At 71.9% G+C, this 13638-nt stretch carries 15 protein-coding genes and 1 riboswitch; of the genes, 9 read left to right on the top strand and 6 right to left on the bottom strand.

What is annotated here, in order from left to right:
* Nucleotides 1-10: 10 nt before the first annotated feature.
* Together ABZ321_RS14675 and ABZ321_RS14670 are read right to left on the bottom strand one after the other, a co-directional pair.
* The gene (locus ABZ321_RS14675) at nucleotides 11-823 is read right to left on the bottom strand and encodes a TIGR03943 family protein (protein ID WP_354891210.1); all 813 of its coding nucleotides are present in this window, start codon (nucleotides 821-823) and stop codon (nucleotides 11-13) included.
* A 635-nt stretch (nucleotides 824-1458) separates the two neighbouring features.
* Nucleotides 1459-2454 (bottom strand): permease, encoded by a 996-nt coding sequence (locus ABZ321_RS14670; protein WP_344511913.1) that lies wholly within the window; start codon nucleotides 2452-2454, stop codon nucleotides 1459-1461.
* 42 nt (nucleotides 2455-2496) lie between these two features.
* On the opposite strand from ABZ321_RS14670, the gene ABZ321_RS14665 reads away from it, so the two are divergent.
* Nucleotides 2497-2919, top strand: a complete 423-nt coding sequence (locus ABZ321_RS14665) for an XdhC family protein (RefSeq protein ID WP_354891209.1) — start codon at nucleotides 2497-2499, stop codon at nucleotides 2917-2919.
* Nucleotides 2920-2922: 3 nt separating this feature from the next.
* Here ABZ321_RS14665 and ABZ321_RS14660 read toward each other — a convergent pair whose 3' ends face one another.
* The 3 genes from ABZ321_RS14660 to ABZ321_RS14650 form a co-directional block, all read right to left on the bottom strand.
* Nucleotides 2923-4305: a glycine--tRNA ligase gene (locus ABZ321_RS14660; RefSeq protein ID WP_344511917.1), complete on the bottom strand. Its 1383-nt coding sequence runs from the start codon at nucleotides 4303-4305 to the stop codon at nucleotides 2923-2925.
* Between the two features lie 146 nt (nucleotides 4306-4451).
* Nucleotides 4452-4946 carry a hypothetical protein gene (locus ABZ321_RS14655; RefSeq protein ID WP_344511919.1) on the bottom strand — a complete coding sequence of 165 codons (495 nt, stop codon included), beginning with the start codon at nucleotides 4944-4946 and terminating at the stop codon, nucleotides 4452-4454.
* Between the two features lie 30 nt (nucleotides 4947-4976).
* On the bottom strand, nucleotides 4977-5300 hold the full coding sequence (locus tag ABZ321_RS14650) for an antibiotic biosynthesis monooxygenase (RefSeq protein ID WP_344511921.1): 324 nt from the start codon (nucleotides 5298-5300) through the stop codon (nucleotides 4977-4979).
* A gap of 47 nt (nucleotides 5301-5347) precedes the next feature.
* Here ABZ321_RS14650 and ABZ321_RS14645 point away from each other — a divergent pair, with 47 nt between their 5' ends.
* Genes ABZ321_RS14645 through ABZ321_RS14625 form a run of 5 tightly spaced genes read left to right on the top strand, consistent with a single transcriptional unit; the run spans nucleotide 5348 to nucleotide 8279 of the window.
* The gene (locus tag ABZ321_RS14645) at nucleotides 5348-5596 is read left to right on the top strand and encodes a DUF6703 family protein (protein WP_354891208.1); all 249 of its coding nucleotides are present in this window, start codon (nucleotides 5348-5350) and stop codon (nucleotides 5594-5596) included.
* 39 nt (nucleotides 5597-5635) lie between these two features.
* Nucleotides 5636-6391, top strand: a complete 756-nt coding sequence (locus ABZ321_RS14640) for a metal ABC transporter ATP-binding protein (protein WP_344511925.1) — start codon at nucleotides 5636-5638, stop codon at nucleotides 6389-6391.
* The gene (locus tag ABZ321_RS14635; RefSeq protein ID WP_344511927.1) at nucleotides 6388-7269 is read left to right on the top strand and encodes a metal ABC transporter permease; all 882 of its coding nucleotides are present in this window, start codon (nucleotides 6388-6390) and stop codon (nucleotides 7267-7269) included. The genes ABZ321_RS14640 and ABZ321_RS14635 overlap by 4 nt, the downstream gene beginning before the upstream one ends.
* Nucleotides 7270-7289: 20 nt before the next feature.
* Nucleotides 7290-7586, top strand: coding sequence for a metalloregulator ArsR/SmtB family transcription factor (locus ABZ321_RS14630; protein WP_344511929.1), 297 nt, complete (start codon nucleotides 7290-7292; stop codon nucleotides 7584-7586).
* A 45-nt stretch (nucleotides 7587-7631) separates the two neighbouring features.
* Complete coding sequence (locus tag ABZ321_RS14625) at nucleotides 7632-8279, top strand: hypothetical protein (protein ID WP_354891207.1); 648 nt, start codon at nucleotides 7632-7634, stop codon at nucleotides 8277-8279.
* A 434-nt stretch (nucleotides 8280-8713) separates the two neighbouring features.
* Here ABZ321_RS14625 and ABZ321_RS14620 read toward each other — a convergent pair whose 3' ends face one another.
* On the bottom strand, nucleotides 8714-10630 hold the full coding sequence (locus tag ABZ321_RS14620) for an acyl-CoA dehydrogenase family protein (protein ID WP_354891206.1): 1917 nt from the start codon (nucleotides 10628-10630) through the stop codon (nucleotides 8714-8716).
* A 152-nt stretch (nucleotides 10631-10782) separates the two neighbouring features.
* A riboswitch (TPP riboswitch) is annotated at nucleotides 10783-10889 on the top strand.
* 74 nt (nucleotides 10890-10963) lie between these two features.
* Between ABZ321_RS14620 and ABZ321_RS14615 the strand changes: the two genes are divergently transcribed.
* From ABZ321_RS14615 to ABZ321_RS14605, 3 genes are read left to right on the top strand one after another with little or no spacing between them, the layout of a single operon-like run.
* Nucleotides 10964-11530, top strand: coding sequence for an ECF transporter S component (locus tag ABZ321_RS14615; protein WP_344511935.1), 567 nt, complete (start codon nucleotides 10964-10966; stop codon nucleotides 11528-11530).
* 16 nt (nucleotides 11531-11546) lie between these two features.
* Nucleotides 11547-12845, top strand: coding sequence for an ATP-binding cassette domain-containing protein (locus tag ABZ321_RS14610; RefSeq protein WP_354891205.1), 1299 nt, complete (start codon nucleotides 11547-11549; stop codon nucleotides 12843-12845).
* Complete coding sequence (locus ABZ321_RS14605) at nucleotides 12842-13579, top strand: energy-coupling factor transporter transmembrane component T (protein WP_344511939.1); 738 nt, start codon at nucleotides 12842-12844, stop codon at nucleotides 13577-13579. The genes ABZ321_RS14610 and ABZ321_RS14605 overlap by 4 nt, the downstream gene beginning before the upstream one ends.
* The last annotated feature ends 59 nt before the right edge of the window (nucleotides 13580-13638 follow it).

The following is a 13638-nucleotide window of genomic DNA, read 5'->3' as shown; positions in this document are numbered from 1 at the left end:
GTCGGCTCGGTCAGGACTCGTACTGCTCGGCGGGCGCCTGGATCACGGTCGAACCCGACACCTCGATGAACGGGATGGTCTCGCCGTTGACTGTGTCCTTCAGCTGGCGGTCGGTGTACGTGCCGGTGAGCCGCAGCCACTGCTCCTCGCGCAGCCCGTCGGGCAACTGGCCCGCCAGGGCGACCTTGACGGGACGGGCGTCGGCGGCGCAGCAGCTGACCATCATCCGGGCCAGGAGCCAGGTGCCGCCGGGGCCACGCATCGCGAAGCCGGTCAGCTCGACCCGCCGGTCACCCAGCGACGTACCCCGGTCGAACACGGCCCTGGACGCATAGTCGAGCATGGTCAGCTTGACCGGGTCACCGGCCGGCAGCGGCGCGAAGTCGGACTTCGCGACCAGCGCCGCCCCCGACCGGCCGGCCGCATACGAGCCGAGCGCGGGCGGCGCGACCAGCAACAGCCCGAACACCGGAAGCAGCAGCAGCCACGCGACCTTCGGCCCACCGCTGCCATGCCCGTGCCCGTCGTCATCCTGCCCGTGCTCGTGCCCGTGTCCGTCGTGCGCCGAGACGCCGGCCGCGCCCTCCGGAACACCGGCGGAACCCCCCGACGCGCCGGCAGCGCTCTCCGCGACGGCGAGCCTGGCGGGGCGCATCTCGTACCAGAGCGAGAAGACCCCGGCGAGCACCAGGATCGCCCCCGACAGGATCAGGTACGGCTGCAACCCCGGCTTCACATAGTTCAGGTACTGGTCGGTGAGGCTGGCCCGCAGCACCGCACCACCGACGAGCAGCAGAATGACCGCCTGCGCCTGCCTGTTCACACCAGCACCGTCCCGCCCGTCGCCGACATTCTCTCCGCATTCATGACCGCTCCCACGGACCGCCCCACGACCCGCCCACCGCCGATCCTCCCGCCGCGCCCATCACGCCACCCCACCCGCAAGCCCCACCGCACCCACCACAGCGGCCTTGAAGGGCGTGGTCCCAACAGCACCGCCCCGACCAACCCGGACCCGACGACCACAACCCCCACCGCGAGCATCACAGCGAACACCACCGCAGGCATCACAGCGGAGCGCGGCAGAGTCGTCGGCAGCACCACCCCGACCGGAGCGGACACGGCGACCGCCACCCCAGACGCACGCATCACGCCAGGCACCACCGCGAGCCGCACAGCGAGCGCCGACGCGGGCGCCACGGCGAATCGCGGCAGCGTGGGTCAGCGGGACCGCCCCGACCAGAGCAGACCCAGCGACCTCAACCCCGGATACGAGCGTCACGCCAGACGCCACCGCGAGCGACCCAGCGGACGCCGGGGCGGACCTCGACAGGGTGGTCACAGCAGCACCGCCGCGACCAAGACAGACACGAGCGCCGCGACCTTCGTCCACAGGCAGCAGCGCGGGTGGCGCGGCGGGTGGCGACGAAGGTGGTGCGGTGGAGCGGGCGGGCGCGGTCATAGCAGGACTGTCCCGACCAGGGCGGACACGGCGATCGCGAGGACGAACGTGGCCGGGGCGAAGCGGATGGCGAAGCCGCGGCCGAAGATGCCGGCCTGCATGGCGAACAGCTTCAGGTCGATCATCGGGCCGACGACCATGAAGGCGAGGCGGGCCGTCAGCGAGAACTGGGTCAGCGAGGCGGCGACGAAGGCGTCGGCCTCCGAGCAGATCGACAGCAGGACGGCGAGCAGGCCGAGCACCAGGATCGCGACGAACGGGTCGGCGGCGAGGCCGGCGAGCCACGACTTGGGCACGGCGACGGCGATGACGGCGGCCGCGGCGGCGCCGATGACCAGGAAACCCCCGGCGTGCAGGACGTCGTGGCGGACGCTGGCCCAGAACGCCGGCCACTTCCGCATCCCGTCGAGGTGCGCCCGGGAGGGCATGCGCAGCCAGCTGCCCTTGCCGAACGCCTGCCACAGCCAGCCCATCAGGCACGCCACGACGAGGCTGGCGAGGGCGCGGGCGACGACGACCCGCGGCTGGCCCGGGAACGCGACGGCGGTCGAGACGAGCACGATCGGGTTGACCGCGGGCGAGGCGAGCAGGAACGCGAACGCGGCCGCCGGGGTAACGCCGCGGCGGACCAGGGCGCCGGCGACCGGCACGGACGCGCACTCGCAGCCGGGCAGGACGACGCCGGCGACGCTCGCGGTCGGCACGGCCAGGGCGGGGTGCTTCGGCAGCGCCTTCGCGAAGAACGACGGCGGCACGAAGACGGCGATGACGCCCGACAGCACGACTCCGAAGACGAGGAACGGGATCGCCTGGGTCATCACGGACACGAACACGGTCAGCCAGGTCTGCAGCGCCGGCGCCGACAGCGACTCGGTGAGCGGGTCGCGGAGCAGGACGACCAGCACGAGCAGCGCGGCGAGCACCTCGACCGAGCCGACCCTCCGCCGCGGCCTGGTGGCGGCGGTGGGGGGCGGCGGAGAAGTCACGGTCACGCCTGGAGGCTACCGTCCAGGTATGACAGTTCGGCGAACCGCATGAACACAACACGGGCACTGGTGGCGGTGTTCGACACCCCGGTCGCCGCGCACCTGCTGGACTTCGCGACGACGCTCGGCTTCCGGGTCGCCCTGGCCGACCCCGACCTCGAGGGCGTGGTCGTCGACGCCGACACCGACATCGTGGTCACCGATCACGACCGGCCGGAGCTGGGTGCCGTACTGCGCGACGCCCTCGCCTCGCCGGCCCGCTGGATCGGTGTGATGGGCAACCCGAGGCACCCCGGACCACACGTCGAAGCCCTGCGTGGTCTCGGTGTCCCCGACGATGAGATCGCCAGGGTGCACCGCCCGATCGGCCTGAACATCGGCTCGAGGACGCCGCCGGAGATCGCGCTCGCGACCCTCGCCGGGCTCGTCGCCGACCGTAACGGCCGACCGGGCGGAACCGACTTCCAATAAGCGCTAGCAGCCGGGCAGGCGCTCGATCAGGTAGGTCTCGACCTGGTCGAGCGACACCCGCTCCTGCGTCATCGTGTCGCGGTCGCGGACGGTGACGGCGTTGTCGTTGAGCGTCTCGAAGTCCACGGTCAGGCAGAACGGTGTGCCGATCTCGTCCTGCCGCCGGTACCGGCGACCGATGCCCTGCGCGTCGTCGAAGTCCACGGTCCAGCGCTTCCGCAGCTGGGCGGCGAGGTCGCGCGCCTTCGGCGACAGGTCCGCGTTGCGCGACAGCGGCAGCACGGCCGCCTTGACCGGGGCGAGCCGCCGGTCGAAGCGCATGACCGTGCGCTTGTCGACGCTGCCGCTGGTGTTGGGCGCCTCGTCCTCGTCGTACGCCTCGAGCAGGAACGCGAGGACGGCCCGGGTGAGGCCGGCGGCGGGCTCGATGACGTAGGGGACCCAGCGCTCCTTCTTCTCCTGGTCGAAGTAGGACAGGTCGACGCCGGAGTGCTTGGAGTGCGTGGTCAGGTCGAAGTCGGTGCGGTTGGCGATGCCTTCGAGCTCGGAGAACTCCTGGCCACCGAAGCGGAAGCGGTACTCGATGTCGACGGTGCGCTTCGAGTAGTGCGACAGCTTCTCCTTCGGGTGCTCGTAGAAGCGCAGGTTGTCGGCGGAGAGGCCGAGGTCGATGTACCAGTTCCAGCGCTCCTGGAGCCAGTACTCGTGCGCCTCCTCGTCCTTGCCCGGCTCGACGAAGTACTCCATCTCCATCTGCTCGAACTCGCGCGTGCGGAAGATGAAGTTGCCGGGGGTGATCTCGTTGCGGAAGCTCTTGCCGACCTGCGCGATGCCGAACGGCGGCTTCTTGCGCGCGGCGCCCTCGATGTTCTTGTAGTTGATGAAGATGCCCTGGGCGGTCTCGGGGCGCAGGTAGTGCAGGCCCTCGTCGTTCTCGACGGCGCCCAGGTAGGTCTTCATCAGGCCGTTGAACATGCGCGGCTCGCTGAAGGTGCCCTTGTTGCCGCAGTTCGGGCAGTTGATCTCGCTGAGGACGAACGGCTTGCCCTCGCCGTGCTTCTCGACGAACGCCTCTTCGAGGTGGTCGGCGCGGAAGCGCTTGTGGCACGACGCACACTCGGTCAGCGGGTCGACGAACGCGTCGACGTGGCCGGAGGCGGCCCACACGTCGCGGGACAGGATGACGGCGGAGTCCAGGCCGACGATGTCGTCGCGCTGCTGGACCATGGTGCGCCACCACTGCCGGCGGACGTTGTCCTTGAGCTCGACACCGAGTGGGCCGTAGTCCCAGGCGGACCGGGTGCCCCCGTAGATCTCGCTGGACGGGAAGACAAAGCCGCGGCGCTTCGCGAGGCTGACGACGGAATCGATGCGATCGGCGGCCATGGTTCCTCCTCGGCCTCACGGCGACTGGCTGTCGGCAAGGCATGCAGAAAGTTGGTCAAGACGGGTAAACCGTCAACGTCCACGTCGACGGTACGGTTACGCCCGGGCGAGCCGCACCAGATTAACCGCAGGGCCACGGGGCGGGATCAGTCGACCCCTCCGCAGATCACCCACCGGGTCGTCTGCTGCTCCATGGTGAAGGTCATCAGGGTCTCGGGCAGCCCGCGACGCTTGACGGTCGCCGGGACCTGCACGAGGTTCACGTCGACCCGGTCCTCGTGCACGACGTAGGCGATGACCTCGGAGCCCTTGTAGTGCTCCTCGTACCAGGCGACGCTGTGGCTGCGCTGCAGCTCGGGGCACAGGTGCCCGCGGGCGGTCTCGTACTCGGTCGCCTGGACGGCGCCCAGGTAGTCGTCGACGACGCTGGTCAGCTGGGAGCGGGCGACGCCCTCCAGGCCGGAGAGCAGGAACCCGCCGCCGAGGACGCCGCCGACGCAGCACAGGACGAGCACGAGCCCGCCCACGCCGAGGCCGATCCACAGGCCGCGCAGGTCCCGGTCACGGGGCGGCGCCGCGAACGGCGTCACCACACCGGGGCCGGGTGGCGGCGCCGGCACCTCGGTCGGCGAGGGCATCATGCCCCCAACAGTAGCCAACTACCCCATCACCTACGCGCGGTCGCTCGCGGTGACCGTGAGCGCGCCGCCGGGGGCGACCTCGGCGAGCTCCTCGAACGCCGACGGCTCGTCGAGCGACTGCGCGAGCAGCGGCGTCGCGTGCATCTTCACGTCGAAGTTGGACAATGCCCGCCGGTACGCGCCGACCGACTGCCACTCCGTGACGATGCTCCAGTGCGCCGGGTCGTCGAACGCGCGGGCCAGGCGTCCGCGGAGATACCCTGGGCAGGCCGCGAGCGCACCGAGCGCGGCGTGGGCCCGCTCGACGAAGCCTTCGTCGTCGCCGTCCAGCACGAACCTTGTCACCACCAGCATGACGCGAGCATACGGACGCGCATTCGGACCCTGAGGAGCTGCCCGAGATGACCCAGCGTGTTCTGTCCCGGCTGGGCCGGATCGGCCCGACCGCGGCGTTCCTCGGCGTCGGCGCGCTCACGTTCCTGGGGCTGGTCCTGCCGGGCGCGCTCGGTGCCGCGGTGCTGCTCGCCCTGGCCGCCGGCGCCGGGTGGCTGCTCGCCCAGACGTGGCACCTGCACCCGTCCCGCGCACGGGTGATGCGGCTGGCGGTCCTCGGGCTCGTGGTGGCCGTGGCCGTCGTGAAGCTCACCTGAAGTTGACAACGATTCCCATTATCAGGCACGCTCGGCAGCGTGGTACTTGAGGTGGACCGGGCCGTCGTCGCCTACGACGGCCGACCAGTGCTCGACGGGGTGACGCTGAGCGTCGCCGCCGGCGAGGTCGTGGCGATCCTCGGCGCCAACGGCTCCGGCAAGTCCACCCTCGTGAAGTCGGCACTGGGTCTGGTACCCCTCGCGAAGGGCGAGATCCGCCTCTTCGGCACCCCGCTCAAACGGTTCCGGTCCTGGCACCGTCTCGGCTACGTCCCGCAGCGCGTCGGCGCCGGCAGCGGCGTCCCGGCCACGGTCGGTGAGGTCGTCGCGGAGGGACGGCTCGCGCGGCGGGGGTTCCTGCGCTTCCCGTCCCGCGCCGACCGGCGCGCGGTCGAGGAGGCGCTCACCGCGGTCGGGCTCGCCGACCGCGCCCGCGAGCCCGTGTCGGTGCTGTCCGGCGGGCAGCAGCAGCGGGTGCTCATCGCCCGCGCCCTCGCCGGCGCCCCCGAGCTGCTGGTCCTCGACGAGCCGACGGCCGGCGTGGACGCCGGCAGCCAGGAGGCGTTCGCGGCCTGCCTGCACCGCTTCGCCGACCAGGGCGGCACCGTCGTCTTCGTGGCGCACGAGCTCGGCCCGCTGCGGCCGCTGATCACCCGCGCGGTCGTCGTGCACCACGGCGAGATCATCCACGACGGGGCACCCCCGGAGCCCGCCGGCCATCACGCCGAACCCGGCCACGACCACGTCCACCCCCACGCCGCCGTCGAGGCGCCCGGCCTCCTGGGCAGCGCATGAGCCTGTTCACGTACGACTTCATGATCCGCGCCCTCGTCGGCGCGCTGATCACGGGTGCGTCGGCGCCCGCCATCGGCATCTACCTCGTCCAGCGGCGGCTGTCGCTGATCGGCGACGGCCTCGGCCACGTGGCGCTCACCGGCGTCGGGTTCGGCCTGCTGCTGCACCAGTCGCCGGTGCTGATGGCGGTCGTCGCGGCGGCCCTCGGCGCCGTCGTCATCGAGCTCGTCCGCGAGCGCGGCAAGACCTCCGGCGACGTCGCCCTCGCCATGCTGTTCTACGGCGGCATCTCCGGCGGCGTCGTCCTGGTCAACCTGTCCGACGAGCAGGGCAGTCGCAGCCTTGTCACGTACCTCTTCGGCTCACCGCTGACGACGAGCAGGCAGGACCTGTCGGTGATGCTCGTCCTGGGCTGCGCGGTGCTCGCCGTCGCCGTCCTGCTCCGCCCGTGGCTCTTCGCCGTCTGCCACGACGAGGAGTACGCGCGGGTGTCCGGCCTGCCGGTCCGCGCTCTCAACCTCATCCTCGCCGTCACGACCGCCGTCACCGTCACCGTGGCCATGCGGGCCGTCGGACTCCTGCTGGTCAGCGCCCTCATGGTCGTGCCGGTGGCGACCGCCCAGCAGATCACCCGCGGCTTCAAGGCGACGATGCTCGTCGCGGTGCTGCTCGGGCTGACCGTCTCCGGCGGCGGCATCTGGATCTCCACCGAGGCCGACACCGGCCCCGGCGCCACCGTCGTCCTGCTCGCCATCGCCGGCTTCTTCGTCGTGACGGTCGGGGCCGCGGCCTGGAGGGCGGCGCGCCGTCGTACAACAGCCGGAAACGCCACCGAGGAGCGCTCCACACCTGAGGTGGTGCTCGACCGTGGTTACTGACAACGGTTACCGTTGCGCACATGTCGAGCATTGAGGGTTACGAGGCGGCCGGCGAGCTGTTGCGTGCCCTCGCCGCCCCGCTGCGCATCCGCATCGTGACCGAGCTCGCCGGCGGCCCCCGCTGCGTCCACGAGCTCGTCGACACCCTCGGCGCGCCGCAGCCGCTCGTCTCGCAGCACCTGCGCGTCCTGCGCGGCGCGGGCGTGGTGCGGGGCTCCCGCCGGGGCCGCGAGATCGCGTACGCGCTGACCGACGACCACATCGCCCACATCGTCGCCGACGCCGTCTCCCACGCCCGGGAGTCGACCGGCTCCTGACCGCCACACAGTGCGGTCACAGCGCCTGTCCGTCAGGCTGGAACGGTGAAGCTCTATGCCGACCGTGCCCCCACCGCCCTGCGGCAGTTCCTCACCGACGTGTTCGTGGTCGCGTGGGTCTATGTCTGGGTCAGGCTGGGGATGACGCTGTTCGACCTCATCCAGAAGCTGGCGGTGCCCGGGCAGAAGCTCGAGAGCGCCGGGACCGGGCTGGCCGACAACCTCAAGAACGCCGGCGACAAGATCAACGGTGTGCCCGGCGTACCCGACTCGGTCGCCGCCCCCTTCACGAGCGCCGCGAACGCCGCCCGCTCCCTCGCCGACGCCGGCCACCAGCAGCAGCAGATCGTCAACGACCTGGCCTGGATCCTGTCGGTCCTGGTGATCGCGGTGCCGGTCGCGCTGCTGGTCCTGGTGTGGCTGCCGCTGCGGATCCGCTGGATCCGCCGGGCCGGCTCGGCGGCCCGGCTGCGCAACGCCACCGCCGGCCGCGACCTGCTGGCCCTGCGCGCCCTGGCCACCCAGCCGCTGGGCAAACTGGTGAGGATCGACCCGGAGATCGCCGCCCTGTGGCGCAGGGGCGACAAGCAGGCGGTCGAGGCCCTCGCCACCCTGGAGCTCCGCAGCCTCGGCCTGCGACCTGCGGTGACATCGCTCGGTGAGCGCTCTGTTACCCGCCTGGAGATCAATTAGGCGCGGTGGAGTAGCGTGTTGGTGAAGCGGAACGCCGACGCGCCGCCCGGCTCGATGCCAGCCTCGGGTCGCCCCGAGTCCGGGCCTAGGTGGAGCGACGACGCCCCGCTCGCAAGCCGCCCGCCCGCGCGCGGGACACGGGCGTGGCGGCCCGCCCCGTACGCGGCCTGATCGCAAGCAGCCCGGCCGCACACGCGAGGCACGGGCGTGGGTGGCGGCCTGCCTCGGCGCGGCTTGATCGCAAGCGGCCCGCCCACGCACGCGAGACACGGGCGGTCAGCCGGGTCTCCGGCTGACCGCCGCACGCGCGGGAAGCCCGCACGCGCGGGAAGCCCGCACACGTGGGACGCCCGCACACGTGGGACGCCCGCACACGTGGGACGCCCGCACGCGGGGGACGCCTGCACACGCAGGACGCCCCCCACGCGTGGAGGTCAGAAGCGGCGGCGGACGTCCTCCGCGGCCGACGCGCCCGGCTCCCAGTCCGCGAGCCACGGGCCTGCGGCCGCGGGCGGGATGATCCCCTCCTCCAGGGACAGGTAGCGGCCCGCGATGACCCGCTTCGCGGCGGCGGACTCGATGGCGTCGGCGTTGTCCCACAGCTCGCGGAAGAGGGCCTCGGCGCGCAGGGTGGCCTGGCGGCAGAACAGGTCGGCGAGCTCGACCCCTTCGGGCCGGGTCGCGCGCTCGCTGCGGGCCTTCACGCACGCCGCGGACATCGCGAACAGCTCGGCGCCGATGTCCACGACGCGGCCCAGGAAGCCCTGCTTGTGTTCGAGTTTGCCCTGCCAGCGGGCCATGCCGTAGAAGGTCTCGCGGGCCAGGCGGCGAGAAGCGCGCTCGACGTAGCGCAGGTGCTGGGCGAGCAGGCCGAACTCGCTGTAGCCGGACGGCAGCTGGCCCTTGCCGGCGACCAGGGTCGGCAGCCACCTGGCGTAGAAGCCGCCGGCCCGGCCCGCGGCCTTGGCCTTGGCGCCCAGGCCGGCGTCGGGGTCGATGATGTCGCCGGCGACGGAGAGGTGGGCGTCGACGGCCTCGCGGGCGATCGCCAGGTGCATGATCTCCGTCGAGCCCTCGAAGATGCGGTTGATCCGCACGTCGCGGAGGATCTGCTCGGCCGGGATGGGGCGTTCGCCGCGGGCGGCCAGGGAGTCGGCGGTCTCGTAGCCGCGGCCACCGCGGATCTGGACCAGCTCGTCGGCGACCTTCCAGGCCAGCTCGCTCGCGTACAGCTTGACCAGCGCGGCCTCGATGCGGATGTCGTTCTGGTCGTCGTCGGCGAGGCGGCAGGACAGCTCCAGCATCGCCTCCATGCCGTACGTGGAGCCGGCGATGAACGCGATCTTCTTCGCGATCGCCTCGTACGAGCCGATCGGGCGGCCCATCTGGACCCGTTCGGCGGCCCACTCACGGGCGACGTTGAGGCACCACTTGCCGGCGCCGACGCACATGGCGGGCAGCGACAGCCGGCCGGTGTTCAGGGTGCTCAGCGCGATCCGCAGGCCCTGCCCCTCACCACCGATGACGTTGGCGGCGGACACCCGCACGTCGTGGAAGCGCGTCACGCTGTTCTCCAGGCCGCGCAGGCCCATGAACGCGTTGCGCCGCTCGATCGTGACCCCGGGCGCGTCACCCTCGACCACGAACGCCGTGATGCCGCCCCGGTGCCCCTCGGAACGGGGTACCAGCGCCATCACCACGAACAGGGTCGCGAGGGTGCCGTTGGTGGCCCACAGCTTGACCCCGTTGAGCAGGTAGTCGCCGTCCCCGGTCGGCACGGCGGAGGTGCGCAGGTTCGCCGGGTAGGAGCCGACCTCGGGCTCGGTCAGCAGGAACGCGGACACCTCACCGCCGGCGAGCCGGGGCAGGAAGCGGGACTTCTGCTCATCGGTGCCGACCAGCTTCAGCGGCTGCGGCACGCCGATCGACTGGTGCGCCGACAGCAGCGCGCCGATCGACGGGTTGACCGACCCGACCAGCGCGAGGGCGCGGCAGTAGTCGAGGTTCGACAGCCCCAGGCCGCCGTACTTGGTGTCGATCTTCATCCCGAAGGCGCCGAGCGAGCCCAGGTCGCGGAGCACCTCATCGGGGATGCGCGCGTCGCGTTCGATCTGCTGCCCGTCGACGCTGCTGATGTACGAGTGGAGCTTCGCCAGGAACTCCTGGCCTTCGGTGGTCTGCTTGTCGGCCGGCGGTGGGTCGATCAGGTCGAGGCGGAAGCGGCCGAGGAACAGCTCCTTGCCGAAGCTCGGCTTGCGCCATTCCTGCTCGCGGCTGGCCTCGATGACCTTGCGCGCCTGTTTCTCCGTGTGCGTACTGCTAGCGGTTGGCGAGGAAGCGACCTGCGTCATTGCGGCACCCCCAGGTGTCAGTCCAGTACCGACCAGGCTATTACCCGCCAGTAGCGAAGGCCATGCCTCGCCGGAGAGGATCAAGCGCCGTGATTTTCATGACGGGAACCTACGAGTGGGAAACGTTCACTGTTACCGTCGGGAAACAACTTCACATCCGACAGGGGAGCGCACAGCGCTGAGAGTGCGGCGAGCAAGCCGCAGACCCTCGAACCTGATCTGGGTAATGCCAGCGCAGGAAGCTCGGTCACCTCAGGCCACGCGCCACGTCCGCACCCGCGGGCGTGGCGTCGCGTCTCCTTCTGGCTCACCCCCGGACCAGGAGGCACCGAAATGGAAACCCGTTGGCGGACCGTCGACATCATCGTCGCGTCGGTCATCGCGGTGGCGTTCGCCGCCGTGTTCTACGCATGGAACAACCTGTGGAACGCCATGGAGAGCGTCGCCCTGCCGTGGCGCGCGTTCATCTACGGCGTGTGGCTGATCCCGGGCGTGCTCGGCCCGCTGGTCATCCGCAAGCCGGGCGCCGGGCTCTACACCGAGTTCGTCGCGGCGCTGGTCTCGGCCCTGTTCGGCTCGACCTGGGGCCTCGGCGTGCTGCTGTCCGGCCTCGTGCAGGGCGTCGGCGGCGAGTTCGGCTTCGCGTTCACCGGCTACCGCAGCTTCAAGCTCGGCAACGCGCTCGTCGCCGGCGCCCTCGCCGGGGGTGGCGCGGCCCTGCTGGACCTCAACATCTACTACGGCGCGTTCAGCAACACCGACAAGGCCCTGTACGCGGCGATCGTCATGGCCAGCGGCGCGGTCATCGCCGGCGCCGGCTCGTGGGCGCTGCAGCGCTCGCTCGCCACGACCGGCGTCCTGGACCGCTTCCCCTCGGGCCGCGAGCGGGCCGCCGTCTGAGCACGTCCCAGCAACAGTGAGCACCGTCGAGTTCAAGGGATTCGGGTGGCGGCACGCCGGGCGCAAGGCCTGGGCGGTCCGCCACTTCGACCTGCGGATCGAGCACGGCGAGCGGGTCCTCCTGGCGGGTGCCTCCGGCGCCGGCAAGAGCACCCTGCTCGCCGCGCTCGCCGGCCTGCTCGCCGAGGACTCCGGCGAGCAGGAGGGCGAGGTGCTCGTCGACGGAGCGCCGGCCCGGCAGCACAGGGCGGGCACCGGCATCGTCTTCCAGGACCCGCAGACCCAGCTCGTCATGAGCCGCTGCGGCGACGACGTCGCGTTCGGCCTGGAGAACCGGGGTGTGGCCCGCGACGAGATCTGGCCGCGGGTCGACGCCGCCCTCGCCGCCGTCGGCTTCCCGTACGACCGCGACCGCGACACGGCTCAGCTGTCCGGCGGTGAGCAGCAGCGGCTCGCGATCGCCGGCGTGCTCGTGTCGCAGCCGCGGCTGCTCCTGCTCGACGAGCCGACCGCCAACCTCGATCCGGCGGGTGCGCAGCTGGTACGGGCAGCGCTCGCGAAGGCTCTGCACGACGTCGACGCCACCATGATCCTCGTCGAACACCGCCTCGAGGACGCGCTGACCCTGGTCGACCGGGTGGTCACGCTGGGCGAGGAGCAGGAGCCGGTCGTCGTGCCGCACCGTCCCGGCTCCGGCCCCGGCCCGGTCCTGCTGACCGCGGAGCGGCTGGCGCTGCGGCACACCGGCAACGTCGTCGACGAGGTCGTCCGCGCCGGCGAGGCCCTCGTCGTCGAAGGCCCCAACGGCGCCGGCAAGTCGACCCTGGCGCTGCTGCTCGGCGGGCTGACGAAGCCGGCGAAGCCCGGCCGGGTGCACGCTCCCGGCGAGCGGCGGCCGCCGCACCGCTGGCGGGCCTCGAAGCTCGCCGGCCGGATCGGCTCGGTCTTCCAGAACCCGGAGCACCAGTTCGTCACCTCGACCGTCCGCGACGAGCTGCTCCTCGGCGGCCGCGACCCGAAGGTCGTCGACGACCTGCTGAGCCGGCTGCGCCTCGACAGGCTCGCCCTCGCCAACCCGTACACCCTGAGCGGCGGCGAACAGCGCAGACTCAGCGTCGCCACGGCCCTCGCCGCCGCCCCGGACCTGCTGATCCTCGACGAACCGACGTTCGGCCAGGACCCGCGGACGTGGCGGGAGCTGGTCGACCTCCTCGCGGACCTGCGGGACGAGGGCCGCGGCCTGGTGATCGTCACCCACGACCGTGACCTCGTGCGGGCGCTCGGCGACCGCCGGCTGCGGCTGGACCGCGCATGACCGCCTGGCTGCGCCGTCGCGACGCGACCGCGAAACTGCTCGCGGCGGCCCTGCTCACCGCCGCCGTGCTGTCGACCGTCGACCCGTTCGTCACCGCGGTCGCGATCGGCGTGGAGCTGGCGCTGCTGCCGCTCACCGGCCTGAGCGCGGCGCAGCTGTGGCGGCGAGGGTGGCCGCTGCTGCTGTCCGCGACCGTCGTGCTCGTCTTCACGGTGCTGCTCGGCGCCCGTACGGGACCGGTCGTCGGCACCGTCGCCGGCTTCGAGGTACACGAGCCGGCGCTCGGCTACGCGCTGCGGCTCGTCGCGATCGGCCTGCCCGGGTTCGTGATGTTCGCGACGATCGACCCCACCGACCTCGCCGACTCGCTCATCGCGCACGCGAAGGTGCCGCCCCGGTTCGCGATCGGCGCGCTCGCCGCGTTCCGGCTCGTGCCGCTGCTCACCGACGAGTACCGGCTGATCCGCCTCGCCCGGCGGGCCCGCGGCATCGACGCCGGTTGGAACCCGGTCGCGCACCTGCGGCTCGCGGCGTCGGCGACGTTCGGGTTGCTCGTCGGCGCGATCCGGCGCGGCATCCGGCTCGCCACCGCGATGGAGGCCCGCGGTTTCGACCGGGGGCAGCCCCGCACCAGCGCCCGCGAGACCCGTTTCGGCTGGTCCGACGGATCGGTCGTGCTCGCCGGCGCGACCCTCGCGGCGGCATTGATCTTGCTGAAGTTCGTGCATACATAGCCACGTCGCTACCTGATGTTCGTTCAGGCGGTCGAGATTCCCCGGTGAGGACCATCGAC

The sequence above is a fragment of the Dactylosporangium sp. NPDC006015 genome (assembly GCF_040614215.1).
GTDB lineage: Bacteria > Actinomycetota > Actinomycetes > Mycobacteriales > Micromonosporaceae > Dactylosporangium > Dactylosporangium maewongense.
The sequence above is the reverse complement of the archived record's forward strand: the minus strand, read 5'-3'. Positions and strand labels throughout refer to the sequence as shown.

Excerpts from the sequence above, each read along its gene's own strand:
- ABZ321_RS14665 (WP_354891209.1), top strand. The coding sequence starts at position 2,497 with ATGAACACAACACGGGCACTGGTGGCGGTGTTCGACACCCCGGTCGCC.
- ABZ321_RS14660 (WP_344511917.1), bottom strand. The coding sequence starts at position 4,305 with ATGGCCGCCGATCGCATCGATTCCGTCGTCAGCCTCGCGAAGCGCCGC.
- ABZ321_RS14655 (WP_344511919.1), bottom strand. The coding sequence starts at position 4,946 with ATGATGCCCTCGCCGACCGAGGTGCCGGCGCCGCCACCCGGCCCCGGT.
- ABZ321_RS14650 (WP_344511921.1), bottom strand. The coding sequence starts at position 5,300 with ATGCTGGTGGTGACAAGGTTCGTGCTGGACGGCGACGACGAAGGCTTC.
- ABZ321_RS14645 (WP_354891208.1), top strand. The coding sequence starts at position 5,348 with ATGACCCAGCGTGTTCTGTCCCGGCTGGGCCGGATCGGCCCGACCGCG.
- ABZ321_RS14635 (WP_344511927.1), top strand. The coding sequence starts at position 6,388 with ATGAGCCTGTTCACGTACGACTTCATGATCCGCGCCCTCGTCGGCGCG.
- ABZ321_RS14630 (WP_344511929.1), top strand. The coding sequence starts at position 7,290 with ATGTCGAGCATTGAGGGTTACGAGGCGGCCGGCGAGCTGTTGCGTGCC.
- ABZ321_RS14620 (WP_354891206.1), bottom strand. The coding sequence starts at position 10,630 with ATGACGCAGGTCGCTTCCTCGCCAACCGCTAGCAGTACGCACACGGAG.
- ABZ321_RS14615 (WP_344511935.1), top strand. The coding sequence starts at position 10,964 with ATGGAAACCCGTTGGCGGACCGTCGACATCATCGTCGCGTCGGTCATC.
- ABZ321_RS14605 (WP_344511939.1), top strand. The coding sequence starts at position 12,842 with ATGACCGCCTGGCTGCGCCGTCGCGACGCGACCGCGAAACTGCTCGCG.